This is a genomic window from Dietzia aerolata (assembly GCF_014144865.1).
GTDB lineage: Bacteria > Actinomycetota > Actinomycetes > Mycobacteriales > Mycobacteriaceae > Dietzia > Dietzia aerolata.
In genome coordinates, this window is record NZ_JAALDM010000117.1 from 1 (window position 1) to 22,135 (window position 22,135).

Consider the following 22,135-nt stretch of genomic DNA (forward strand, 5'->3'; position numbering starts at 1 on the left):
GGGCCCGGTGATCTCCGGCAGCGTCTGCGGCTCGCCTTCCACCTCGAGGCCGACGCGCACGAAGCCCGCGTCGAGCTCGGCGGGCGTCACCGACCAACCGTCGTTGGCGCGCTGCAGGATCTCGGTCAGCCAGGACTGCGCGATGTGCACTGTGGGGTCCTTCGTGTTTCTCGGTGGTCGGGTGAGCTCGTGGGTGGATCGGTACCGCGGGTTTAGTACCGGACGCCGAAGGGCAGCGAGAACCGCACGTCGCCCTCGACCATGTCCCGCATGTCGGACAGCCCGTTGCGGAACTGCAGGGTGCGCTCCAGGCCCATGCCGAACGCGAATCCCGAGTACTCCTCGGGGTCGATCCCGCAGGCGATGAGCACGTTGGGGTGCACCATGCCGCAGCCGCCCCACTCGACCCAGCCGGCGCCGCCCTTCTTGCGCGGGAACCACACGTCGACCTCGGCGGAGGGCTCGGTGAACGGGAAGTAGTTGGGCCGCATGCGGGTGCGGGTCTCCGGGCCGAACAGCGCGCGGGCGAACGCGTCGAGTGAGCCGCGCAGGTGCGCCATGGTCAGGCCCTTGTCGATGGCCAGTCCCTCGACCTGGTGGAACACCGGGGTGTGGGTGGCGTCGAGCTCGTCGGTGCGGAAGGTGCGCCCGGGGCAGGCGACGTAGATCGGGGGCTCCCGGTCGAGCATCGTCCGGATCTGCACCGGCGAGGTGTGGGTGCGCAGGACCTGGCGACTGCCCTCGGGGGCGATGTGGAAGGTGTCCTGCAGGGTGCGCGCCGGGTGGTCCGGCAGGAAGTTCAGCGCGTCGAAGTTGTAGTGCTCGGCCTCGATCTCCGGTCCCTCGGCGATCTCCCAGCCCATTCCCACGAACACGTCGGCGACCTGCTCGGTGATGATCGTGATGGGGTGCTGGGCGCCGACCGGGCCACGGGCCGCCGGGACCGTCAGGTCCAGGGTCTCCGCCACCAGCACGGCCGCGTCACGCTCGGCCTGCAGCTGCTCGAGTCGCGCCTCGTAGGCCTTCTGCACGCGGCCGCGGGCGACGTTGACGGCCTTGCCGGCCGCGGCCTTCTGTTCCTTGGGCAGCGAGCCGAGTGTCCGGCGGCCGAGAGCGATGGGGCTGCGGTCACCCAGGTGCGCCGTCTTGGCCGCGGCCAACGCGTCGAGGTCCGCGGCGGCGGCAAAGGCGCTCTCCGCCTCGGCGGCATATCCCGCCAGGGACTCCTCGTCGATCTTGACCTCGGCCACGCCTGAATCTTCGCTCACCTGTGCTGCGTCCTCCCCGTACTGGTCAGCTCCGGCGACCGCCGGCGGCATCGGGCATATCCTAGTCGATCTCCCCCGGCGGCCCCGTGCCCGTGTCGGGCTCAGACCACCCCGTTCTCGTAGGCGTACACGACCACCTGCGCGCGGTCGCGCAGCGAGAGTTTCTGCAGCACCCGCCGCACGTGGGTCTTGACGGTCTCCTCGGAGATGAACAGGACCTCGGCGATCTCGGCGTTGGACCGGCCGGTGGCCACCTGCTCGACCGTCTCGCGTTCGCGCGGGGTCAGCGAGGTCAGCTCGGCCGGTTCACGGCGCGGCCGGCGTTCGTGGGTGACCGCCGCCTCGATCAGGCGCCGGGTGACGGTCGGGGCGAGCAGCGCCTCGCCGGTCACCACCACCCGCACGGCGCGGAACAGCTCCTCGGCGGGCGCGTCCTTGAGCAGGAAGCCGGAGCAGCCGATGCGCAGGGCCTCGTACACGTAGTCGTCGAGGTCGAAGGTGGTGAGCATGATGATCCGCGGAGCGGGATCGTGCCCGGCGCTGAGGATCCGCCTGGCCGCTTCGAGACCGTCCATGGTCGGCATCCGCACGTCCATGAACACCACGTCCGGGCGCAGTGCGTCGGCCTTGGCCACGCCTTCGGCCCCGTCGGCGGCGTCGCCGATCACCGCGATGTCGGGTTGGGAGTCGAGCAGCGCGGCGAACCCCTGCCGCACCATCGCCTGGTCGTCGACGATCAGCACGGAGATGGCCATGGGACTCACTCTAGAAGACGGGAGCCGCCGCGCCTGCCGGACCGCAGCGGGACGGTGGCGGTGACGGTGAACCCGCCGTCCGAGGCGGGCAGCGCCGAGAAGCTGCCGCCCACGGCGCGGACCCGCGCCGACATTCCCGCGATCCCGGAGCCACCGCCGGTGCCGGGCGCCACGAGGGCGTCGGGTGCGGCCGGGCCGTTGTCCACCTCGAGGGTCGCCGAGGGCGGTTCGTCGCCGTCGGAGGTGGTGTCCGCGGTGAGGGTGACGACGACGACACCGCCGGGCGCGTGCCGGGAGGCGTTCGCCAGTGACTCCTGGAGCACTCTGTGCAGGACCACGCCGGCGGTCTCGTCGATCCGGTCCATCTCCCCGGTCAGCTGCCATGTGAGGTCGATCCCGGAGCGGCGGGCCGCCCGGAGCGTGGGCTCGATCTGGTCGACCCCGACGGGTTCGGTGGTCTGCTCCTCCGCGTCCGTGCGCAGGACCCCCAGCAGGCCGCGGACCTCGTCCAGGGCCTCGCGGGCTGTCTCGGCGATCGAATCGAACTCCGCGTGGACGGCCGGCGTGACGCCCTGCAATCGGTACGGGGCCGACTGCGACTGCACCACGATCATCGACATCTGGTGGGCCACCACGTCGTGCAGGTCACGCGCCAGGCGGTTGCGTTCCTCGGCCAACACCCGCAGGTCGGCCTGCTGTGCGGACCGCTGCGATTCGCGTTCCAGTCGCTGCGAGGAGCTTTCCAGCTGACGGCGCGAGATGAGCAGCCAGCGCACGAGGATCATCACCGTGGAGAAGACGGCGGCGCCGACCATCCACCCCACGCTGACCTCGAGGCCGGGGTTGAGCGCCATCAGGGCCACGGTCACCGCCACCGCCGCCGCGATCCTCCTCGGCGGACCGAGCAGGATCACCGCGCCCAGGCACACGGCCAGCGCGAGATGGAACACCACGGGCCAGCCCAGTGCAAAATCCGGCTCGGTACGCAGCGGCACGGCCACCACACAGGCGATCGCCACCGCACACCACGCGGGAAGTGGCCAGCGGCGGGCCACGGCCACCGGCAGGGTGCCCAGTGCGGCCAGCAGCGGTACGAGCGCCGGCCAGGCGTCATGCGTCACGAAGAAGGTCGGCCAGGCCACCGTGAAGAACAGTGCCGCCAGGCTTAGCAGGGCCAGGTCCACCCAGTCGGGTCGGAGGATGCCGAGGAAGGATCGCCCGCGCTCGACGCGCGTCGCCGACCGTCCATCACCGGCGGCGTCATCGGGCGAGGTGAGGTCGACTGGGGCGGGATCCGAGCTGCTCGATCGCATGCCGTCAAAGGTATTGCGCCCCGCCCGCCGGGGATATCCCCCTGTGGAGTGACATCGGGGTACCCCCGTCGGGTTACCGCGACAGAGGTACACCGAGATCACTGTCTGCGGGGATCCCGCCGCCGGTTCTGCGTTCCTAGTTTGACCGGCATGTTCCGAGTATCCGTAAGCCGTGTCGCCGTCTTCGTCGTCCTATTTCTTCTCTCCGTCACCACCGTCCTGGCCGGCAGCGGCGGCACCACGTCCGCCACCACCACCGACACCAGCTCCCACGGCGACCCGGCGGCCTCGGCGCTCGCCGCGGCCCGGGACCTCGCGGACGCCCGTCCCGGCACCGACGCGATCGGGCGCGACCTCATCGCGGAGCTCGGCTACACGCCGAAGCTCGAGCGGTCGCTGGCCGCCAAGGAGACGGGTGATTGCTCGTCGCCGGTGCCGCTCCCCCGGTCCTTCGAGCCGGCCTGCCGCGTCCACGACCTCGGCTACGACCTGCTGCGCGTGGCGCACCGACACCACACGCCGATCCCGGACGGACTCCGCGCCGACCTCGACGACCTCCTCGGGCGGCAGATGCTCCGGTCCTGCGACGGCCGCTCCGCGTGCATGGTCATGGCGCGGATCGCCCATGCGGCGGTGCGGGTCAACACCGTGCGGCAGGGTCACGGCGCCCCCGTCGAGGAGGCACTGCCGTGGTGATCCGGCGCGCCGCACGCATCCTGTTCTTCGCCGTCGCCGGGTACACACTGCTGGGCGCGCTGGTCGCACACCTGTGGTGGGCACTCGACTCGGGACCCCTGACCTCGGAGCCACGACTGGTCCTCGCCGACCGGGCGCTGACGCCGGCCGTACGCGTGTACGGCGACCACCCCGAACTCGACGCGCGTGACGCTGCACGACTGACCGCCGACGCGCTCGACGACGCCGGCGGATTCGACCGCTCCGTGCTCGTGGTGACCATCCCGACCGGCTCGGGGTGGGTGGATGCCGACCAGGTCGAGGCGTTCGAGGACTGGGCTTCCGGGGACGTGGCGACCGTCGCGATGCGGTACTCCTCGGCCCCCTCCGCAGCGGTGTACGCACTCCGGCCGGAGGTCGCGGCCGAGTCCGCGCACGCACTCCTCGCCGAGGTGGCCACCCGCCTGCGCGCGGTCCCGGTCGACGACCGTCCCCGGCTGGTCGTCCACGGCTTGAGCCTCGGCGCCCAGGCCGGTCAATTCGCGCTCGATGACCCGGCGATCGCGGCGCTGGTCGACGTGGCGCTGTGGCAGGGTCGGCCCGGCGCCGCTGAACGGAGCCGGCCGTCCGGTCCGTGCGTCGTCACCGCGGTCAACCCGGACGATCCGGTCGCCGCCCTCGGCTGGGATCTGCTCGGCGAGCCCGCCCGCGCACTGCGGGTGCTCGCCGCGCTCCCGGGATCCGATTCCGAATCCCCCGGCATCGGGCACCGTTACCGGCCGGTCCTCCCGCCGGCGGGGTGCCTCTCGCCCGGATGGTGACGGCGTCAGCGCTGTTCGCGCACCTCGCCGGCGTCGACCACGAGCTCGCGTGTCGACCGGAAGCCCCCGCGCATCCGGCGGTCGTGGGTCACCAGCAGGACGGTGCCGTCGAAGTTCTCCACGGCCTGCTCGAGCTGTTCGATCGCGGGGAGGTCCAGGTGGTTGGTGGGCTCGTCCAGCGCCAGCAGATTGACTCCCCGATGCTGCAGGAGGGCCAGCGCCGCGCGGGTCCGCTCGCCCGGCGAGAGCGAGTCACACCGCCTCGACACGTGTTCTCCGCCCAGCCCGAACTTGGCGAGCAGGGTGCGGACCTCCGTGGGATCGGCCCCGTCCGGACCGGCCGCCGCGCAGAACACGTCGAGCAACTGGTTCGGCCCTGTGAAGGCGGCGCGCGCCTGATCGACCCGCCCGGCCTCGACGGAGGCACCGAGGGTGACCCTGCCCTCGTCCGGCTCCCGGTCGCCCAGGATCATCGCCAGCAGCGTCGACTTGCCGGACCCGTTGGCGCCGCTGATCCGGACCCGGTCGCCCCCGTCGATCTGCAGCGTCACGGGTCCGAGCCGGAAGTCTCCCCGCCGGGCCGTCGCCTCGTCGAGCACCGCCACCACGGAGCCGGACCGCGGGGCCGCCGCGATCTCCATCCGCAGTTCCCACTCCTTGCGGGGTTCGGCGACCACCTCGAGCCGCTCCATCGCACGCTCGGACTGGGCGATCTTCGCGGCCTGCTTCTCCGACCGCTGGCCGGCCCGGTTGCGGATGTGCTTGTCCCGCTCGGCGTCCTTGCCGCCCGACTTGCGCATGGTGTTGCGCACACCCTTGTCGAGCCACGTCTTCTGCGTCTGGATTCGGTCCTTGAGCTGGTCGACCCGGCCCGCGTATTCCTCATACGCCTCGCGTGCGCGCTGACGGGCCAGGGCCCGCTCGGTCAGGTACGACTCGTAGCCGCCGTCGAAGACCGTGATCTGGCGCTGCGCCGCGTCCAGGTCGACGATGCCGGTCACGCACCGGGCCAGGAATTCACGATCGTGGCTCACCACGACCATCGGCCGACGCTCGGCCTGCATGAACTCCTCGAGCACCTCGAGGCCCGCCAGGTCGAGATCATTGGTCGGTTCGTCGAGCAGCAGGACGTCGTACTGGCTCAGCAACACGGCCGCGAGGTTGACCCGGGCCCGCTGCCCGCCGGACAGCGCCGCCACGGGCAGGTCCAGCACCGAGCCGTCGAGGCCGAGCCGGGCCGCGGTCACGGGGATCCGTTCGTCGAGGTCGCCACCGCCGAGTGCAAGCCATCTCTCGAGTGCGTCGCCGTACGCCTCGGCGGCCTCCTCCGAGTCCGCCATCTGCTCGGCGAGAGAGTCCATGATGATCTGCGCGTCAGTGACCCCGGTGACGCGATGCAGGAGTTCGCGGACGACCTCGTCGTCGTCGGATTCTATTTCTTGTCGCAACAATCCCACGGTGGCTTCGGGCGGGCTCACGGTGACCTGTCCCGACATCTCCGCGTCGGGGGTTCCGGCGAGCGCGTGGAGCAGCGTCGATTTTCCGGCCCCGTTGGGGCCTGTCAGGCCCCAGACGTCACCGGTGGCGACGACGAGGTCGAGCCCCTCGAACAGTGTGCGTGCGCCCCGGGCCGCACCGACCTTCCTCGCGGTGAGGGTGGCCATCATGACCCGCCCGCCTGCAACCGGGCGCTGGTGTGCAGGCAGATCGAGGCGGCGGTGACGATGTTGAGGCTTTCCGCGCGGCCCCGGATGGGGATGCGGACGCGCAGGTCTGCGGCCGCTGCCAGGTCGGCGGGCACACCGTGGGCCTCGTTGCCGAAGATCCAGGCGGTGGGGCGGGCGAGCTGCTCATTGGCGTGCTCGATGTCGACCTCACCGTCGGCGGTCGCCACGGCGACCTGGAGGCCGCGGGCGTGGGCGCGCTCCACCAGATCCGACTCGCCGATCCCCCGCACGACCGGCAGGTGGAACAGACTGCCCGCGGAGGCGCGGACGGCCTTGGGGTTCTCGGGGTCCACGGCGCCCTCGGTGAGCCACACGGCATCGGCGCCGAGCGCGTCCGAGACGCGGATGAGCGTGCCGACGTTTCCGGGCTCGGCCAACGCCTGCCCGATAGTCACCAGCCGCGGTGGGTGCGCGGCGTCATCCCGGGACCCGTCCGCTGCACCGTCTTGCCCCACGTCCTGCGCACCGTCTTGCCCCACGACCTGTGCGGCGTCGTGGACGAGTGTGCGGCACACCGCGACGATCCCGGCCGGGGTCACGGTGTCGGACAGGGTTCGCATGGCCCGCGTAGTCACCGTCGACACCCGGACGCGGCCGGCGTGGGCGGCCTGGGCGGAGTCGATGAGGTCGTCAAACCTATCGAGGGCGTCCTCGGCGCAGAACACCTCGAGGGCGTGGCCCGTGGACAGGGCGGCCTCCACGGAGTTGGCGCCCTCGGCGAGGAATCGGCCTGCCTTGCGCCTGGCTGCGGCACGGTGGAGCTTGGACGCAGAAACGACCCGCGGTGTCCGTTCGGTGAACGGATCCGCGGGTCGCTCTGTGCCCTGCCCGGGCCGGGAATTGTGCGTCAAGTCGCCTACGTCAGGCCGCCGGCGCGTTGACGTCAGCCGGGAGCGCCTTGCGGGCGACCTCGACCAGTGCGGTGAACGCGGCCGGGTCGGTGACGGCGAGGTCGGCGAGGACCTTGCGGTCGACCTCGACGCCGGCGAGCTTGAGGCCCTGGACGAAGCGGTTGTAGGTCATGTCGTTGGCGCGGGCCGCCGCGTTGATGCGGGAGATCCACAGCTTGCGGAAGTCGCCCTTGCGCTGGCGACGATCACGGTAGCTGTAGTTCATCGAGTGGAGCATCTGCTCCTTGGCCTTGCGGTACAGCCGCGAGCGCTGCCCACGGTAGCCCTTGGTGGACTCGAGTACGGTCCGACGCTTCTTCTGGCCGTTGACGGCTCTCTTCACGCGTGCCACTGGTCAATCCTCACTGATCTGGGATGGTCACCTTGAGCGGTGACCGAAAGTTCTACGTCTGGGGTGGGCTCAGAGCCCGAGGAGTCGCTTCACCCGGGGCACATCGGCCTGGGCGACGTCCGTGCGGCCGTCGAGACGACGGGTGCGCTTGGTGGGCTTCTTCTCCATGATGTGGCGGCGGTTGGCCTGCTGGCGGACCAGCTTGCCGGTTCCGGTCTTCCGGAAGCGCTTGGCGGTGCCCTTGTGGGTCTTCATCTTCGGCATGATCGGTCTTCCTCACATGGTTCGTCCCGGGGCCCGGTGGGGTCTCGGGGGGCGGACGCGATGCGTCCGTGGTCTGGTCGGCGCTAAAAAGCCGGTCGGATTACTCCGAAGCGGGGTCGGTGACCTTCGAGTCCTGCGCCTTGGCGCGAGTCTTGGCGCCCTTGTGCGGGGCCACGACCATGGTCATGTTGCGGCCGTCCTGCTTGGCGCTGGTCTCGACGTATCCGTGGTCGGTGATGTCGTCTGCGAGGCGCTGCAGCAACCGGAACCCGAGCTCGGGACGGGATTGCTCGCGGCCACGGAACATGATCGTGACCTTGACCTTGGAGCCCTTCTCCAGGAAACGGACGACGTTTCCCTTCTTGGTCTCGTAGTCATGCGTGTCGATCTTCGGGCGGAGCTTCTGCTCCTTGACCACGGTCTGCTGCTGGTTCTTGCGTGACTCGCGCTCTTTCTGCGCGGCCTCGTACTTGAACTTGCCGTAGTCCATGATCTTGCAGACCGGCGGACGTGCGTTGGGCGCGACCTCAACGAGGTCCAGATCGGCCTCCAGGGCCAGACGAAGTGCATCCTCGACGCGAACGATCCCCACCTGCTCGCCCCCGGGGCCGACGAGTCGGACTTCGGGGACACGGATTCGTTCGTTGATACGTGCTTCGGCGCTGATGGGCCCTCCTCGGTAGTTACGGTGCGCATGTGTCCGCGACCAACTGCTCAGGTCGCGCATCCGCCCTCGAGGTTCCCCCGGCCGGCCCGACCTGGATGGCGGGAAAACCGGAAAGGCCCCACGGCACTAATGCCTGGGGCCTGTCACTCCTCACCCTTCGCCGAAGACACGTCTGCCCAAGTGCGCAGACCCCTCGCCGGGGGTGGTGACCATCAAACAACCCGTAGGCGTCGGATGGTGGGAGATCAGGCTCCTCTTGGACGATGGATTCCCTCATGTGAAGGAATCCCACAGTCGGAGAACAGACTACCAGGATCTGTGGGGACCCCCAAACCGGTGCCCGTACACCCGGCAATTGTCCGTCCGTGGGACAGTTATCGCCATGACCACCGACCAGCCAGCTTCTTCTGACCAGGCCCCCGGGAGCTCCCTCGAGGACCACATCGATGCCCGTGAGGTCGAGCTCGTCGATCTGGCCGACGTCTCCGCTCAGGAAATCATCTTCCGGTCCATTGTCGTGCTCATGAGCGCCGCCGCCGAGAAGTTGGGCCTGGCAGACGACGAGCCCACCGGCAGCCCGCACCTCGATCTGGATGAGGCCCGCAAGCTCGTGACAGCCCTCGCCGGTCTCGTGGCGGGATCCGCCGAGTACCTCGGCCCCCAGGCGGGCGTCGTGCGGGACGGACTCCAGGGTCTGCAGCACGCCTTCCGCGAGGCCAGCGCCTACCCCGACAAGCCCGGTGAGGGCCCCGGCGAGAAGTTCACCGGCCCCGTCTACTGATCGCCCCCGCGCAGGGTCCGGTCCTCAACGCAGCGACCGGGCCTTGCGCGCCGCCTTGGCCGCGGTCTTCTGAGCTGCGGTCTTCTGGGTAGCGGTTTTCGGCGCGGCCTTCTTTGCCGCCTGCTTCGTCGCGGGCGCCTTCTTTGCAGGGGTCTTCTTCGCGGCCGACTTCGTCGCCGCTGCAGTCCCTCCACCTTGTTCCACCGAGTCGGCCTCGGCGTCCCCGTCGACGGGGAGCACCTGTGCCAGGAACCGACCGGTGTGGCTTTCCGGGATCCGGGCTACCTGTTCAGGTGTCCCCTCCGCGACCACGGTGCCGCCGCCTGCGCCGCCCTCGGGCCCCATATCGATGACCCAGTCGGCACTCTTGATGACATCGAGATTGTGTTCGATGACGATCACGGTGTTGCCCTTGTCGACCAGTCCCTGGATCACCAGGAGCAGTTTGGTGATGTCCTCGAAGTGCAGGCCCGTGGTGGGCTCATCGAGAATGTAGACCGTCCGGCCACTCGAGCGCTTCTGGAGCTCAGCGGCCAACTTGACGCGCTGCGCCTCACCGCCGGACAGTGTGGGTGCCGACTGACCGAGTCGCACATATCCAAGGCCGACCTGGGTGAGCGTCTTGAGGTAGCGGTGAATCGAGGTGATCGGTTCGAAGAACTCGCATGCCTCCTCGATCGGCATGTCCAGCACCTCGGCGATGGTCTTACCCTTGTAGTGCACCTCGAGGGTCTCGCGGTTGTACCGCGCACCGTGGCAGACCTCGCACGGGACGTAGACGTCCGGCAGGAAATTCATCTCGATCTTCAGCGTGCCGTCACCCTGACACGCCTCGCATCGGCCGCCCTTGACGTTGAACGAGAACCTTCCCTGCTTGTAGCCACGCACCTTCGCCTCGGTGGTCGCGGCGAACAGGGTACGGATCTTGTCGAATACGCCGGTGTAGGTGGCCGGGTTCGACCTAGGCGTCCGCCCGATGGGCGACTGATCGACCTGGACCAGTTTGTCGAAGGACTCGACACCGTCGATCCCGGAGTGCCGCCCGGGCACCTGCCGGGCCCGGTTGAGTTGATTGGCCAGTGAGGTGGCGAGGATGTCGTTCACCAGGGTCGACTTCCCTGATCCCGACACCCCGGTGACCGCACACAGCACGCCGCCGGGGAAGACCACGTCGACGTTTCTGAGGTTGTTCTCGCGGGCGCCCCGCACCCGCAACTGCTTGTCCGGGTCCCGCTCACGACGGGTCTCGGGGACAGCGATGGACCGCCGGCCCGCGAGGTAGTCGCCGGTCAACGATTCCTTGTTGGCCAGCAGCCCTTCGTAACTCCCGGAGTGCACGACCCGGCCACCGTGTTCACCGGCGAGTGGCCCGATGTCGACGATCCAGTCGGCGGCCTTGATCGTGTCCTCATCGTGTTCCACCACGAGCAGCGTGTTGCCGAGATCCCGCAGCCGAACGAGGGTGTCGATGAGTCGCCGGTTGTCGCGTTGGTGCAATCCGATGGACGGCTCGTCGAGAACGTAGAGCACTCCGGCCAGGCCCGAGCCGATTTGGGTGGCCAGGCGGATGCGCTGCGCCTCACCGCCCGACAGGCTCCCTGCCACGCGGTCCAGCGACAGGTAATCGAGGCCGACGTCGAGAAGGAATCCCATCCGGGCCTGGATCTCTTTGAGAACCCGACCGGCGATCATGGCCTGGCGGTCGGTCAACTCGAGCCCGTCCAGGAAGCTCGCGCAGTCCGACACGGACATACGGCTGATGTCGGCGATCGATTGTTCCTGTCCGCCTGGTCCGGCCATGGTCACCGCAAGAATCTCGGGCTTGAGGCGGGTGCCGTCACACGCCGGACAGGGCACCTCGCGCATGTAGCCCTGGTAGCGCTCCTTCTGCGACTCAGACTCGGTCTGCTCGAGCCGACGCTTGAGAAACGCCATGACGCCCTCGAATTTGGCGTCGTAGGTCCGAACCCGCCCATAGCGGTTCTTGTATCGAACGCGGACCTTCGTCGAGGCACCGCCGAGCACCGCCTTACGCACCTTTGCGGGCAGATCCTGCCACGGGGTGCGTAGGTCGAACCCCAGGTCTTCGGCAAGACCGGTCAGGAGCTGCTGGAAATAATCCGCACTCTGTCCGCCGGCCCACGGGGCGATGGCACCGTCGGCGAGCGAGAGTTCCGGGTCCGGCACCACCAGGTCGGGATCGACCTCGAGATGGGATCCGAGCCCGTCGCACACCGGGCACGCTCCGTACGGCGAGTTGAAGGAGAACGCCCGCGGCTCCATGTCGTCGAGGGCGATGGGGTGCCCGTTGGGGCAGGCCATGTGCTCGGAGAAACGGCGACGCCGACCGGGGTCGGACTCCTCGAGGTCCACATAGTCGATCACGATCACGCCGTCGGCCAGGCCGAGTGCGGTCTCCACCGAATCGGTCAGACGCTGGCGGGCGGTCGCCTTGGCGGCGAGGCGGTCCACCACCACCTCGATATCGTGCTTTTCCTGCTTCTTCAGTGTCGGCGGCTCGGCAAGGGTGTGCAGCTCTCCATCGACGCGGACACGGCTGTATCCGTCGGCGGCGAGCTGGGCGAACAAGTCCACGAACTCGCCTTTGCGGGTGCGGACTACTGGCGCCAGGACCTGGAAGCGGGCGCCCTCCTCCCCCGCCAGGATCTGGTCGACGATCTGCTGCGGCGTCTGCCGCGAGACGACCTCACCACAGGTCGGGCAGTGCGGGACTCCCGCCCGCGCGTAGAGCAGACGCAGATAGTCATAGACCTCGGTGATGGTGCCGACGGTCGAGCGCGGGTTGCGGTTGGTGGACTTCTGGTCGATGGACACCGCCGGGGAAAGGCCTTCGATGAAGTCCACGTCCGGCTTGTCCATCTGGCCGAGAAACATCCGCGCATAGGCCGACAGCGACTCGACATAGCGCCGCTGCCCCTCCGCGAAGATCGTGTCGAACGCGAGGGAGGACTTGCCCGACCCCGACAGTCCGGTGAACACGATCAGTGCCTCTCGGGGGACATCGATGTCCACGCCCTTGAGGTTGTGCTCACGTGCACCGCGGACGACCAACCGGTCCACCATGGGTTCTCCTTCCAGGGGGGAGGTCGCCACATCGCCGTAGGTACCGATAGGCCGCCGTTCCCGCACACGAAGGTACCAACGATCTCCGACACGCTTCCGGCCCCCGGGCTCCGACGACGTCGGTAGCCTGCAGGTATGTCGAATGAAGCCACTTCCGTCCCAAACCGCATCACCCTCACCGAGGGCTACACCGGCCACCTCGACGGTCGACTCACCGGCCAGCGGTGGACCGTCGGCCCCGCCCGTCTGACCAAGATCTCCGTCGGCGAGATGGACAACAACGTCTACGTGGTCGAGTCCATCGCGACCGGCGATGTACTGCTCATCGACGCCGCCAACGACGCCCCGCAGCTGGTCGCGCACCTCCGCGAGCACGCACCATCTCTGAAGGAGGTCCTCACCACGCATCTGCACGCGGATCATTGGATAGGTCTCGCGGAGACGGTGGAGTCCCTCGGCCTGTCGACGATCGCCTCCCCCGGTGACGCCGGTTCGATCGACATCCCGACCGACCGCCACGTCTCCCACGGCGACCACCTGGAGGTCGGGGACCTTCGGCTCGAGGTGATCGGACTGCGTGGCCACACTCCAGATGGCATCGCTCTGTTGCTGCGGACCGACGAGGGGACGCATCTGTTCTCGGGCGATTCGCTGTTCCCTGGCGGGCCCGGAAAGACCGGCTCCCCGGAAGAGTTCGCCACCCTCATGAACGATCTGGAATCACGGGTCTTCGACGTCCTGCCCGACGACGTGGTGGTCCATCCCGGGCACGGCGACGACACCACGGTGGGCGCCGAGCGTCCGAGCCTGCCCGAGTGGCGTGAGCGGGGCTGGTGAGCCGCCGAACACACGTCCCGTCGGCCCGCGCATGACCGTCGATTCCGAATCGTTATCTTTGACGCTCACCACCCGATCACCGCAGACCACCCCACGATCGGCAACCCTCGGCTCAGCGCCGAATTGACGCGATCGGAGGCATGCCGCCCGAGTTCGCACTAGGTTCGACCACGCACTCCCACTTATCCAGGAGGAACGATGATCCGACGTCTCGCTCGACCCATGCTCGCCTCGGTTTTCGTCATCGACGGCATCGAGACGCTGCGCAACCCCCAGGCCCACGTCGACAATGCGGCGCCGCTCGTCGAGCAGGCAGCCCCGTTGGTGGAAAAGGGAGAGCAGGTGGTCAATGAGCGCGTCACGACGTCTGTCCCACCCGTGCCCAAGGACACCGAAACGCTGGTAAAGGCACTCGCCGGTGTCAAGATCGGTGCGGGAGCCCTGTTCGCACTCGGCAAGGCGCCGCGGCTGTCGGCTCTGGCCCTGACCGCGGCCCACCTGCCCTCGACTGTCAGCCGTCATGCGTTCTGGACGGAGTCCGATCCGGCCGCGCGTAGCCGCAAGACCACCGGCCTGGCGACCGACGTCGCCCTGCTCGGAGCCCTGGCCCTGGCGACCGTCGACACGGCCGGCCAGCCCGGTCTGGCGTGGCGGGCCGGCAAGGCCAAGGACAAGGTCGCCGCGAAGCTTCCCGGCGCGAAGGCCGAGGCCGTCACCGCGGGTTCTGCGGTCGCCGGCGTCGCCCATTCGATTTCCGACCAGGCGCGCGACGCCGCTGGAACCGTCCGGGAGAAGGCTCCCGAGGTGGCCGAGCAGGTCCGTGAGGCAGCGGACACCGTCCGTGGCCGGGCCCCGGAGGTCGTCGAGCAGGTGCGCGAGCGGACTCCCGAGGTCGCCGAGCAGGTGCGCGAGCAGGCGTCAGGCCTGGCCGGTCTGGTGATGGCCAAGGCTCCGGTCGTCGCCGCTCGAGTTCGAGACCGTGTGGCCGAGGCACGTGAACAGGCCGCTCCGGTTGTCGAGCAGGCCCGTGAGCGGGTCGCGACGGCTGCGCATGTGGCTGCCGAGGAGGCCGCTCCGCTGGCGGCGCAGGCCCGCCACCGTGCCGAGTCGGTGGCGAGCGATGTGGCCGGCAGGGTCGAGGAGATCGACACCGCAGCCGTGCGCAAGGCCGCCGACGACGTTCGACAGGCCGCAGCGGACCGCCGTGCGAAGGCCGACAAGAAGGCACGCAAGGCCGGTGCCGACGCCACGAAGAAGGCCCAGAAGCAGGCGCGCCGGAAGGGCGCCGACGCACGGAAGAAGAGTGACGAGCTCCGCGAGAAGGCCGCCCAGGTCATCGCGCCCTGACAGCCTCGCCGGTCCCCACCGGCGCCGCGAAGCAATCGACGTCGACCCCGCCCGACACCCGGGCGGGGTCGTCGTCGTCAGAGGCCCGTCACGATTATCGGTAACCTGGACGTCCTGCCATGAGCCGTCCAACCGTCCGAAGGAGCACCCGTGACGGGACACGATCCCCTCGCCGAGGAGCAAGAGCACCTCGGTCGTCTCCTCGATCGCCTCGAGGAATTGCGCCGGGACACCCGCGCGCGCCTGGACGCCGTCCTACGCGGAACCGGGGGTACACCGCAGGCCCGGTCGGAGCGGGAGTCGTTCGCCCGTCTGTACAACTCAGAACTGGCGGCGTACAACGCCGCGAACCTTGGCCTGTACTTCGGACGTCTGGACATGGAGGACGGCGAGGTGCGCCGCATCGGCCGCGTCGGGCTCAGGGATGACGACGAGGACCTCACGACGCTCCTGCTCGACTGGCGCGCCGACCACAGCCGCCCGTTCTATCTGGCCACCACGGCCCGCCCGGAGGGCGCGCATCGGCGCCGGCATCTGCGCACGATCGGACGCCGCGTGATCGGCGTCCATGACGAGTTCCTCACCGCCCCGACCGACGGGAACGTTCCCGAGGATCATGACGACGTGGTGGGCGAGTCCGCACTCCTCGAGACCCTCGAGCAGGCGCGATCCGGTCACATGACCGACATCGTGGCCACCATTCAGCGGGAGCAGGACGAGATCATCCGAAACCCGCACGCCGGCGTGCTCGTGGTCCAGGGCGGGCCGGGCACGGGCAAGACCGCGGTGGCACTGCACCGCGCCGCCTATCTGCTCTACACCCATCGCCAGCGGCTCGACCGCAGTGGCGTGCTGATCGTGGGGCCCAACGCACGGTTCCTCGACTACATCGCGCGGGTCCTTCCGTCCCTGGGCGAGTCGGGCGTCGTGCTGCGCACGTTGGGTGACCTCTACCCTGGCGTCCGGGCGACCGGTCCTGAGTCCCTGAGGGGTGAAGAGGTCAAGGGCTCCGAGGCGATGGTCAACATCCTCAAGGCGGCTGTGCGGTCCCGTCAAACGGCCCCCACCGACGACGTGGAGGTGCTGGTAGACGGTCACCGACTGGTCCTTGATCCGGCGTCGGTCCGGGCTGCTCGGGGTCGGGCCCGCATGACCCGCCGTCCACACAACCAGGCGCGCGAGGCGTTCGCCACTCGGATCGTCGAGGCACTGACCGAGCAATACGTGGCAGCGTTGACCGATCCGGTGGGCCAGGCGGAGGACCAGGCGTGGGCCCCCCGGGGCGACGGACTGGGTGACCTGGGAGACCCCGCACGCCCGTTGCTCGACGCCGACGACCGCGCCGCGCTGAAGCGGGAGGTCGAGGAGTCGGTCGAGGTCGCCGAGGCGATCAATAAGTGGTGGCCCGTTCTCCAGCCGGAACAGCTCCTCGCCGAGTTCCTCTCGAGCCGCGACCGGATCACCGAGGCCGCGGGCGACTATGTCGCCGAGGACCAGGACGCGCTGTTCCGTCAGGACGGTTTCGCGTTCTCCGTGGCCGATGTCCCCCTACTCGACGAGTTGGCCGAACTCCTGGGTGAGGACCCGGCGGCCGACGGCACCGAGGCGGATCGCGCGTGGGCCGAGCAGGTGCGGCAGGCCGAGGAGGCTCTCGAGATCCTCACCGGTTCCGCGGTGCAGGACATCGAGGACGATCTGGATCCCGAAGTGCTCATGGCGTACGACGTCGTGGACGCGGAATCGCTGGCCCGCCGCCACAGCGCCGACACGGACCTCACGGTCGCCGACCGCGCGGGGGCGGACCGTACCTGGGCCTTCGGTCACGTGATTGTCGACGAGGCGCAGGAGTTGTCGGCGATGGCGTGGCGCACTCTGATGCGCCGCTCCCCCAACCGGTGGATGACGTTGGTGGGCGATGTGGCCCAGACCTCGAGTCCCGCCGGGATCGACTCGTGGGACGACGCGTTGTCGCCCTACGTGGACGACCGCTGGGTGCTGTGCGAGCTCACCGTCAACTACCGGACCCCGGCCACCGTGTCAGCTGTGGCCGAGGCGCTGCTCACCGAGATCGACCCGCGAGCCACGTCGCCGCGTCCCGTGCGTCAGGGCCGGCATCCGGTGGAATGGGCCGAGACCGACGCCGCGTCCGTGGCGACGGTGGTGACGGAGCGGATCACCGCGGTCCCGCCGGAACGAGCCGTCGCGGTGGTGCTCCCGGACCACGACCACGACGACGACAACGGCGTCGACTCCGCGGACGGTCACGACTCGGCACACCGCGGCGGGGCACACGATTCGGCGCCGGCGAACGGCTATCCTGCTCTTCGCGAGGCCGTTGATAGCGCCCGCCCGGGCACGTCCGTGCTGCCGTTGGCCTTGGCCAAGGGGCTTGAGTTCGATGTCGTGGTGGTGGTCGATCCCGAACGGGTCCTCGCTCGCTCACCTCAGGGCCTGCAGGACCTGTACGTGGGCACCACCCGTGCGACCCAGAGGCTCGTCCTGGTCCAGACCGGCGGCTTCGGAACGTTGCTCGCGGGAATCAGGGACGCGTTGGCGGACGGTGACGCGGAACCGGACAACGACGGGTTGCCCCCGAGCGATGGGGCAACCGACAAACGAGAGGACCTGACCGCATGAGGCTCGTGCCAGGGCGCGCTCTGATGGCGCCGGCTCTCCTCGCCCTCACGGTGGTCGTGAGTGCGTGCGGTCAGTCCGCCGACGAGGCCCCGGAGTCCTCCGTTGAGGCTTCTGACTCCGGCGGTTCCGGCGACACCGGCAGCACTGGCGGCGCCGGCCAAGCGCCGAATCCGTCCGGCTCGACCTCGGAGTCACGCACTAACGACGAACAGGCGTTTCTCGACGAACTGACCGAGTTCGGACTTCCGACCGGGATGAGTGCTGAGACCACGGTCGAGGTGGGGATCGGGATCTGCCTCAAGATCGCCGAGGGGGTCGACGACGAGACGATCCTCGATGAGATCCGGCCGCTCAGCAGCGCCATCGCCTCCCAGATCGAGGACATCGACACCGCCGGGGTCGGACGCGCACTGGTCGACGCGAGCCGGACCCACCTCTGCGACTGACGCTCGTCAGCCGCCGAGGGAGCCCGGCCGGTGTCGTCTAGACCGTGTGGACGATGAGCACGTCGCAGGTGGCGCGGCGCGCGGCGTCGGCCGGAACCGAGCCCAGCAGGCGTCCGGTGAGCGAGTTGAGCCCCTTGTTGCCCACGACCAGAAGGTCGGCGCCGACCTCGTCTGCCAGGGCGATCAGCGACTCCACCGGGGCGCCCTTGATGGTCCGCACCTCGATCTCGGTCGCACCGGAGGCCTGTGCCCGGTCCTTCGCTCCGCGGACGATGTCCACGGCGGGGTTGTCGCCCCGGATCTGGTAGGCGTCCTCGCCCAACTGGTCTGCGGCCTGGCTGACGGACCGCGGATCGGCCGGCACGTAGGCGCAGGCGATGACCAGGGTCGCCGACGCATCGGCGGCCAGAACGGCGGCGCGCTCAACCGCGCGGTAGGACGACTCTGACCCATCCGTACCCACGATCACCTTGGTGTAGGCGCTCATTGCTGTCCTCTCCTCGGGAACACGTTTTACCCAGCGTAGACCGCGAGCGCTGGTCCCGTAGGGGGTAAGAGTGTCACATCACAGGTGAGGAGTCAGTCGATTCCGGCCTCGCGCATGCCCTTGAGCTCCTTACGAAGCTCGGCGATCTCGTCGCGTAGGCGTCCTGCCAGTTCAAACCGGAGATCTGTAGCCGCAGAAACCATCTGCTCGGTCATCTCTTCAATGAGTTTCTCGAGTTCCTGCCGTGGGCGCGCGGCGTCGCCCACGGCGCGTGCCCCGACGAGTTCGGGACGGTCCGACGCGTCGTCCGAGGAACTCCGCTCCTCCCCGACCCGGTCGAGGATGTCCGCGATCTTCTTCCGCAGTGGCTGCGGATCGATCCCGTGCTCGGTGTTGTAGGCGAGCTGCTTTTCGCGCCGGCGGTCCGTCTCCTCCATGGCGTGCTGCATCGAGTCGGTGATCCGGTCCGCATACATGTGGACCTCGCCCGAGACGTTGCGGGCGGCACGACCGATGGTCTGGATGAGCGAGGTGCTCGAACGCAGGAAGCCCTCCTTGTCCGCGTCGAGGATCGCCACCAGTGACACCTCCGGCAGGTCGAGTCCCTCGCGGAGCAGGTTGATGCCCACCAGCACGTCGTAGTCGCCACGGCGCAGGTCCCGGAGCAGTTCCACACGCTGCAGGGTGTCGATCTCCGAGTGCAGATACCGCACCCGGATCCCCGTCTCGAGCAGGTAGTCGGTGAGGTCTTCGGCCATCTTCTTGGTCAACGTGGTGACCAGCACCCGCTCGTCACGCTCGGCGCGGCTCCGGACCTCCCCGATCAGGTCATCGATCTGCCCCTTGGTCGGCTTGACCACCACCTTCGGGTCGACCAGGCCGGTCGGGCGGATCACCTGCTCCACGAACTCCCCGCCGGTCTGCCCCATCTCGTAGTTGCCCGGGGTGGCGGACAGATAGACGGTCTGCCCCACCCTCTCGGAGAACTCCTCCCAGGTCAGGGGCCGGTTGTCCAGCGCGGAGGGCAGCCGGAAGCCGAAGTCCACGAGGTTGCGCTTACGCGAGGCGTCACCCTCGTACATGGCACCGATCTGCGGGACGGTCACGTGGGACTCGTCGATGACGGTGAGGAAGTCCTCCGGGAAGTAGTCGATGAGCGTGGCCGGGGAACTGCCCGCCTCGCGTCCGTCGATGTGGCGGGAGTAGTTCTCGATGCCGGAGCAGAACCCGACCTGCTGCATCATCTCGATGTCATAGGTGGTGCGCATACGGAGCCGCTGGGCCTCGAGCAGCTTGCCCTGGTTCTCCAGCTCGGCCAGCCGCACCTCCAGCTCCTCCTCGATGGAGGCGATCGCCTTGGCCATGCGCTCCGGGCCGGCGACGTAGTGGGTGGCCGGGAAGATGCGTACCTCGTCGACCTTGCGCACCACGTCCCCGGTGAGGGGGTGGATGTAGTACAACGCGTCCACCTCGTCGCCGAAGAACTCGATGCGGACGGCGAGCTCCTCGTAGGTGGGGATGATGTCCACGGTGTCGCCCTTGGCGCGGAAGGTGCCACGGGTCATGGAGACGTCGTTGCGCTCGTACTGCACGTCGACGAGTAGCCGCAGCAGCTGGTCGCGGTCGACCTCCTGCCCGACGGACAGGGCCACCGATCGGTCGAGGTAGGACTGCGGGGTGCCGAGGCCGTAGATGCACGAGACAGAACTGACGACGACGACGTCGCGACGCGACAGCAGCGAGGACGTGGCCGAATGCCGGAGGCGCTCCACATCGTCGTTGATCGAGGAGTCCTTCTCGATGAAGGTGTCCGTCTGCGCGATATACGCCTCGGGTTGGTAGTAGTCGTAGTACGAGACGAAGTACTCCACGGCGTTGTTCGGCAGCATCTCCCGGAGCTCGTTGGCGAGCTGCGCGGCGAGCGTCTTGTTGGGGGCCATCACCAATGTCGGCCGCTGCACCTGTTCGATGAGCCACGCGGTGGTGGCCGACTTACCGGTACCCGTGGCACCGAGGAGGACGACGTCCCTCTCGCCCCTGCCCAGCCGTTCGGTCAACTCGGCGATCGCCGTGGGCTGGTCCCCCGACGGCGTGAATTCGCTGACCACCTCGAAGCGATCCGTACTGCGTTCGACATCGCCGATCGGGCGAAACTCCGAGTACGACAAAACAGTTGGGTCAGCGGGGACTCCGTCGTCGGGAATCTCGGTCGCGAATGCCATGCCGACCAGCCTACGAGCACCCGCCGGTCCCCGCTCGTCGACAGTTACGTCTGGCCGCTCTCAGCCATTACGCTTGCCATGATCCGTGCCACTCTGGCCCGCCGTCCTGGAGAAGCCCCATGAATAGTGAACCTCGCCTGACTGGCGAGCCTCGTCGTCGTCGTCATATTTTCGACCTCGGGCGCCGCCCCGGCGCGCGGATCGTGGCCACGACCACCGCCACCTCCCTCGTGGTCGGGCTTCTCACCCTCGCCGCGCCGATCGCCGCGGCCGCCCCGTGCGACCCCTGGCCCCCGACCGCCACAGGCGGGGGCAGCGGGAGCGGCTCGAGCGGCTCCGGGGGCTCCCCGCTCGCCCCGTCGACCCCCGCAACCCCGTGGCACAACGGCGAGTCCGGCTACATCCCCGTGCTGGAGGGACGCACCACCACCGTCGAACTCCTCACCGGCCCCACCAGCCCCAACGACACGGTCGAGCGCTTCGGGATCACAGGCACCGACCTGGGCATCCTGTGGGAGAACGGAGGCGCGGGCGGCACCGACCAGGTGCACATGGCGCTCGGCGACACCATGGGCGACTGCAGCGTGGACGGCGACGAGTGGCGCAGCAACATCCTGTTCCGCTCCTCCGACCGCGACCTGGCGGACGGCATGCGCGTCGACGACGCCCCCATGGAGGGCCCCGGCATGGCCGCGTCGATCCTCCCCCGCACCGACCAGCCCGGCGAGACCACGGTGATCCCCACCGCGGGCGTGGCCGTGGGCACCACCCAGTACCTGCGCTACATGTCCGTCGAGGCCTGGGGCGCCCCCGGCGAGTGGACCACCAACTACTCGGCCCTGGCCAGGTCCACCGACAACGGGGACACATGGATCCCCGTAGGCGGCACCGCACGCACCGGGACCGGGAACCGCGCCCTGGTCCCGGCCGAGCTCGCGCCCGCGCACTCCCACCACGTGGCCGGCCAGATGAGCGCTTTCCTCAAGCACGACGGTCACGTCTACGAGTACCTCACCCCGTCGGGCCGCAACGGCTCGGCGATCCTCGCCCGGGTGCCCGAGGCGCAGATCGAGGACATGGACGCCTACCGGTACTGGGACGGCACCGGCTGGGTAACCGAGCAGAACGAGGCGGAGGTCGTCCTCGACGGCAGGGTCAGTGAGCTCTCGGTCACCTGGAGCCCGCGCCTGGGCAGGTTCATCGCGCTGTACACCGACGAGAAGAACGACGTGGTGATGCGGCAGGCCCCGTCCCCCGAGGGCGACTGGTCCGGCAAGGACACCCTCCTGTCCTTCGAGCACCTGCCCACCCTGTACGGGGCCTTTGCACACCCCTGGAGCCCCGCGATCGAGGCGAACGGCGATGATCTGTACTTCACGCTGTCCACCTGGGACGCCTACAACGTCTTCCTCATGAAGACCGACCTGCGCGAGCTCCCCGCCCGGTCCCTTCCCGATCCCCGCATGCGCGGGGCGGACACGTGGACCCCCGACTCCCCCGACCCCGCAGACACCGGCGAGACCGTCCTCGTCGACCGAATCCCCATCCCGGAGGCCTAGTAC

19 protein-coding genes are annotated in these 22,135 nt (G+C 69.0%); 8 read left to right on the forward strand and 11 right to left on the reverse strand.

All coding sequences use genetic code 11. The features are described 5' to 3' along the window. Nucleotides 1-212: 212 nt before the first annotated feature. Genes pheS through G6016_RS07660 form a run of 3 tightly spaced genes read right to left on the reverse strand, consistent with a single transcriptional unit; the run spans nucleotide 213 to nucleotide 3,336 of the window. Nucleotides 213-1,319 carry a phenylalanine--tRNA ligase subunit alpha gene (gene pheS / locus G6016_RS07650; protein ID WP_187354423.1) on the reverse strand — a complete coding sequence of 369 codons (1,107 nt, stop codon included), beginning with the start codon at nucleotides 1,317-1,319 and terminating at the stop codon, nucleotides 213-215. Between the two features lie 50 nt (nucleotides 1,320-1,369). Further along, a complete protein-coding gene (locus tag G6016_RS07655; RefSeq protein ID WP_182632074.1) occupies nucleotides 1,370-2,023 on the reverse strand; it encodes a response regulator in 654 nt (217 codons plus the stop codon). A gap of 5 nt (nucleotides 2,024-2,028) precedes the next feature. Next, on the reverse strand, nucleotides 2,029-3,336 hold the full coding sequence (locus G6016_RS07660) for a sensor histidine kinase (protein ID WP_182632075.1): 1,308 nt from the start codon (nucleotides 3,334-3,336) through the stop codon (nucleotides 2,029-2,031). Between the two features lie 150 nt (nucleotides 3,337-3,486). Here G6016_RS07660 and G6016_RS07665 point away from each other — a divergent pair, with 150 nt between their 5' ends. Next, nucleotides 3,487-4,032, forward strand: a complete 546-nt coding sequence (locus tag G6016_RS07665; RefSeq protein ID WP_182632076.1) for a phospholipase A2 family protein — start codon at nucleotides 3,487-3,489, stop codon at nucleotides 4,030-4,032. After that, on the forward strand, nucleotides 4,026-4,832 hold the full coding sequence (locus G6016_RS07670; protein ID WP_182632077.1) for an alpha/beta-hydrolase family protein: 807 nt from the start codon (nucleotides 4,026-4,028) through the stop codon (nucleotides 4,830-4,832). Before G6016_RS07665 ends, G6016_RS07670 begins: the two co-directional genes overlap by 7 nt. A 5-nt stretch (nucleotides 4,833-4,837) precedes the next feature. Here G6016_RS07670 and G6016_RS07675 read toward each other — a convergent pair whose 3' ends face one another. The 5 genes from G6016_RS07675 to infC all read right to left on the reverse strand — a co-directional run bounded on the left by G6016_RS07675 (nucleotide 4,838) and on the right by infC (nucleotide 8,792). Then, nucleotides 4,838-6,499, reverse strand: a complete 1,662-nt coding sequence (locus G6016_RS07675) for an ABC-F family ATP-binding cassette domain-containing protein (protein WP_182632078.1) — start codon at nucleotides 6,497-6,499, stop codon at nucleotides 4,838-4,840. After that, the gene (locus tag G6016_RS07680) at nucleotides 6,496-7,410 is read right to left on the reverse strand and encodes a TrmH family RNA methyltransferase (protein ID WP_182632079.1); all 915 of its coding nucleotides are present in this window, start codon (nucleotides 7,408-7,410) and stop codon (nucleotides 6,496-6,498) included. Before G6016_RS07680 ends, G6016_RS07675 begins: the two co-directional genes overlap by 4 nt. 10 nt (nucleotides 7,411-7,420) lie before the next feature. Further along, the gene (gene rplT / locus G6016_RS07685; protein WP_182632080.1) at nucleotides 7,421-7,801 is read right to left on the reverse strand and encodes a 50S ribosomal protein L20; all 381 of its coding nucleotides are present in this window, start codon (nucleotides 7,799-7,801) and stop codon (nucleotides 7,421-7,423) included. Nucleotides 7,802-7,870: 69 nt separating this feature from the next. After that, nucleotides 7,871-8,065 (reverse strand): 50S ribosomal protein L35, encoded by a 195-nt coding sequence (gene rpmI / locus G6016_RS07690; protein ID WP_182632081.1) that lies wholly within the window; start codon nucleotides 8,063-8,065, stop codon nucleotides 7,871-7,873. A 100-nt stretch (nucleotides 8,066-8,165) separates the two neighbouring features. Further along, entirely contained in the window at nucleotides 8,166-8,792 is a 627-nt protein-coding gene (gene infC / locus G6016_RS07695) for a translation initiation factor IF-3 (RefSeq protein ID WP_182632082.1), read from the reverse strand. Nucleotides 8,793-9,114: 322 nt separating this feature from the next. Between infC and G6016_RS07700 the strand changes: the two genes are divergently transcribed. Beyond that, complete coding sequence (locus tag G6016_RS07700) at nucleotides 9,115-9,513, forward strand: DUF1844 domain-containing protein (protein ID WP_182632083.1); 399 nt, start codon at nucleotides 9,115-9,117, stop codon at nucleotides 9,511-9,513. A 24-nt stretch (nucleotides 9,514-9,537) separates the two neighbouring features. Here the strand turns inward: G6016_RS07700 and uvrA are convergent, their stop codons facing one another. Further along, nucleotides 9,538-12,597: an excinuclease ABC subunit UvrA gene (gene uvrA / locus G6016_RS07705; RefSeq protein WP_182632084.1), complete on the reverse strand. Its 3,060-nt coding sequence runs from the start codon at nucleotides 12,595-12,597 to the stop codon at nucleotides 9,538-9,540. Between the two features lie 135 nt (nucleotides 12,598-12,732). Here uvrA and G6016_RS07710 point away from each other — a divergent pair, with 135 nt between their 5' ends. The 4 genes from G6016_RS07710 to G6016_RS07725 all read left to right on the forward strand — a co-directional run bounded on the left by G6016_RS07710 (nucleotide 12,733) and on the right by G6016_RS07725 (nucleotide 17,864). Then, nucleotides 12,733-13,434, forward strand: coding sequence for an MBL fold metallo-hydrolase (locus tag G6016_RS07710; RefSeq protein ID WP_182632085.1), 702 nt, complete (start codon nucleotides 12,733-12,735; stop codon nucleotides 13,432-13,434). 198 nt (nucleotides 13,435-13,632) lie between these two features. Then, on the forward strand, nucleotides 13,633-14,781 hold the full coding sequence (locus tag G6016_RS07715; protein WP_182632086.1) for a DoxX family protein: 1,149 nt from the start codon (nucleotides 13,633-13,635) through the stop codon (nucleotides 14,779-14,781). A 150-nt stretch (nucleotides 14,782-14,931) separates the two neighbouring features. Next, nucleotides 14,932-17,418: an ATP-binding domain-containing protein gene (locus G6016_RS07720; protein ID WP_182632087.1), complete on the forward strand. Its 2,487-nt coding sequence runs from the start codon at nucleotides 14,932-14,934 to the stop codon at nucleotides 17,416-17,418. A 23-nt stretch (nucleotides 17,419-17,441) separates the two neighbouring features. Further along, nucleotides 17,442-17,864, forward strand: a complete 423-nt coding sequence (locus tag G6016_RS07725; protein WP_241729935.1) for a DUF732 domain-containing protein — start codon at nucleotides 17,442-17,444, stop codon at nucleotides 17,862-17,864. A gap of 37 nt (nucleotides 17,865-17,901) precedes the next feature. Here G6016_RS07725 and G6016_RS07730 read toward each other — a convergent pair whose 3' ends face one another. Together G6016_RS07730 and uvrB are read right to left on the reverse strand one after the other, a co-directional pair. Further along, nucleotides 17,902-18,351 (reverse strand): universal stress protein, encoded by a 450-nt coding sequence (locus tag G6016_RS07730; RefSeq protein ID WP_182632089.1) that lies wholly within the window; start codon nucleotides 18,349-18,351, stop codon nucleotides 17,902-17,904. Between the two features lie 92 nt (nucleotides 18,352-18,443). Continuing rightward, nucleotides 18,444-20,573 (reverse strand): excinuclease ABC subunit UvrB, encoded by a 2,130-nt coding sequence (gene uvrB / locus G6016_RS07735; protein ID WP_182632090.1) that lies wholly within the window; start codon nucleotides 20,571-20,573, stop codon nucleotides 18,444-18,446. Nucleotides 20,574-20,692: 119 nt separating this feature from the next. Between uvrB and G6016_RS07740 the strand changes: the two genes are divergently transcribed. Then, nucleotides 20,693-22,132, forward strand: coding sequence for a glycoside hydrolase family 183 protein (locus tag G6016_RS07740; RefSeq protein WP_182632091.1), 1,440 nt, complete (start codon nucleotides 20,693-20,695; stop codon nucleotides 22,130-22,132). The last annotated feature ends 3 nt before the right edge of the window (nucleotides 22,133-22,135 follow it).

Bases quoted from the DNA above. Each gene is read 5' to 3' on its own strand.
- pheS (WP_187354423.1), bottom strand. From the start codon at position 1,319: ATGCCGCCGGCGGTCGCCGGAGCTGACCAGTACGGGGAGGACGCAGCA.
- G6016_RS07740 (WP_182632091.1), top strand. From the start codon at position 20,693: ATGAATAGTGAACCTCGCCTGACTGGCGAGCCTCGTCGTCGTCGTCAT.
- G6016_RS07710 (WP_182632085.1), top strand. From the start codon at position 12,733: ATGTCGAATGAAGCCACTTCCGTCCCAAACCGCATCACCCTCACCGAG.
- uvrA (WP_182632084.1), bottom strand. From the start codon at position 12,597: ATGGTGGACCGGTTGGTCGTCCGCGGTGCACGTGAGCACAACCTCAAG.
- G6016_RS07715 (WP_182632086.1), top strand. From the start codon at position 13,633: ATGATCCGACGTCTCGCTCGACCCATGCTCGCCTCGGTTTTCGTCATC.
- G6016_RS07655 (WP_182632074.1), bottom strand. From the start codon at position 2,023: ATGGCCATCTCCGTGCTGATCGTCGACGACCAGGCGATGGTGCGGCAG.
- G6016_RS07725 (WP_241729935.1), top strand. From the start codon at position 17,442: ATGGCGCCGGCTCTCCTCGCCCTCACGGTGGTCGTGAGTGCGTGCGGT.
- G6016_RS07700 (WP_182632083.1), top strand. From the start codon at position 9,115: ATGACCACCGACCAGCCAGCTTCTTCTGACCAGGCCCCCGGGAGCTCC.
- G6016_RS07730 (WP_182632089.1), bottom strand. From the start codon at position 18,351: ATGAGCGCCTACACCAAGGTGATCGTGGGTACGGATGGGTCAGAGTCG.
- G6016_RS07660 (WP_182632075.1), bottom strand. From the start codon at position 3,336: ATGCGATCGAGCAGCTCGGATCCCGCCCCAGTCGACCTCACCTCGCCC.
- G6016_RS07665 (WP_182632076.1), top strand. From the start codon at position 3,487: ATGTTCCGAGTATCCGTAAGCCGTGTCGCCGTCTTCGTCGTCCTATTT.
- infC (WP_182632082.1), bottom strand. From the start codon at position 8,792: ATGCGCGACCTGAGCAGTTGGTCGCGGACACATGCGCACCGTAACTAC.
- rpmI (WP_182632081.1), bottom strand. From the start codon at position 8,065: ATGCCGAAGATGAAGACCCACAAGGGCACCGCCAAGCGCTTCCGGAAG.
- uvrB (WP_182632090.1), bottom strand. From the start codon at position 20,573: ATGGCATTCGCGACCGAGATTCCCGACGACGGAGTCCCCGCTGACCCA.
- G6016_RS07675 (WP_182632078.1), bottom strand. From the start codon at position 6,499: ATGATGGCCACCCTCACCGCGAGGAAGGTCGGTGCGGCCCGGGGCGCA.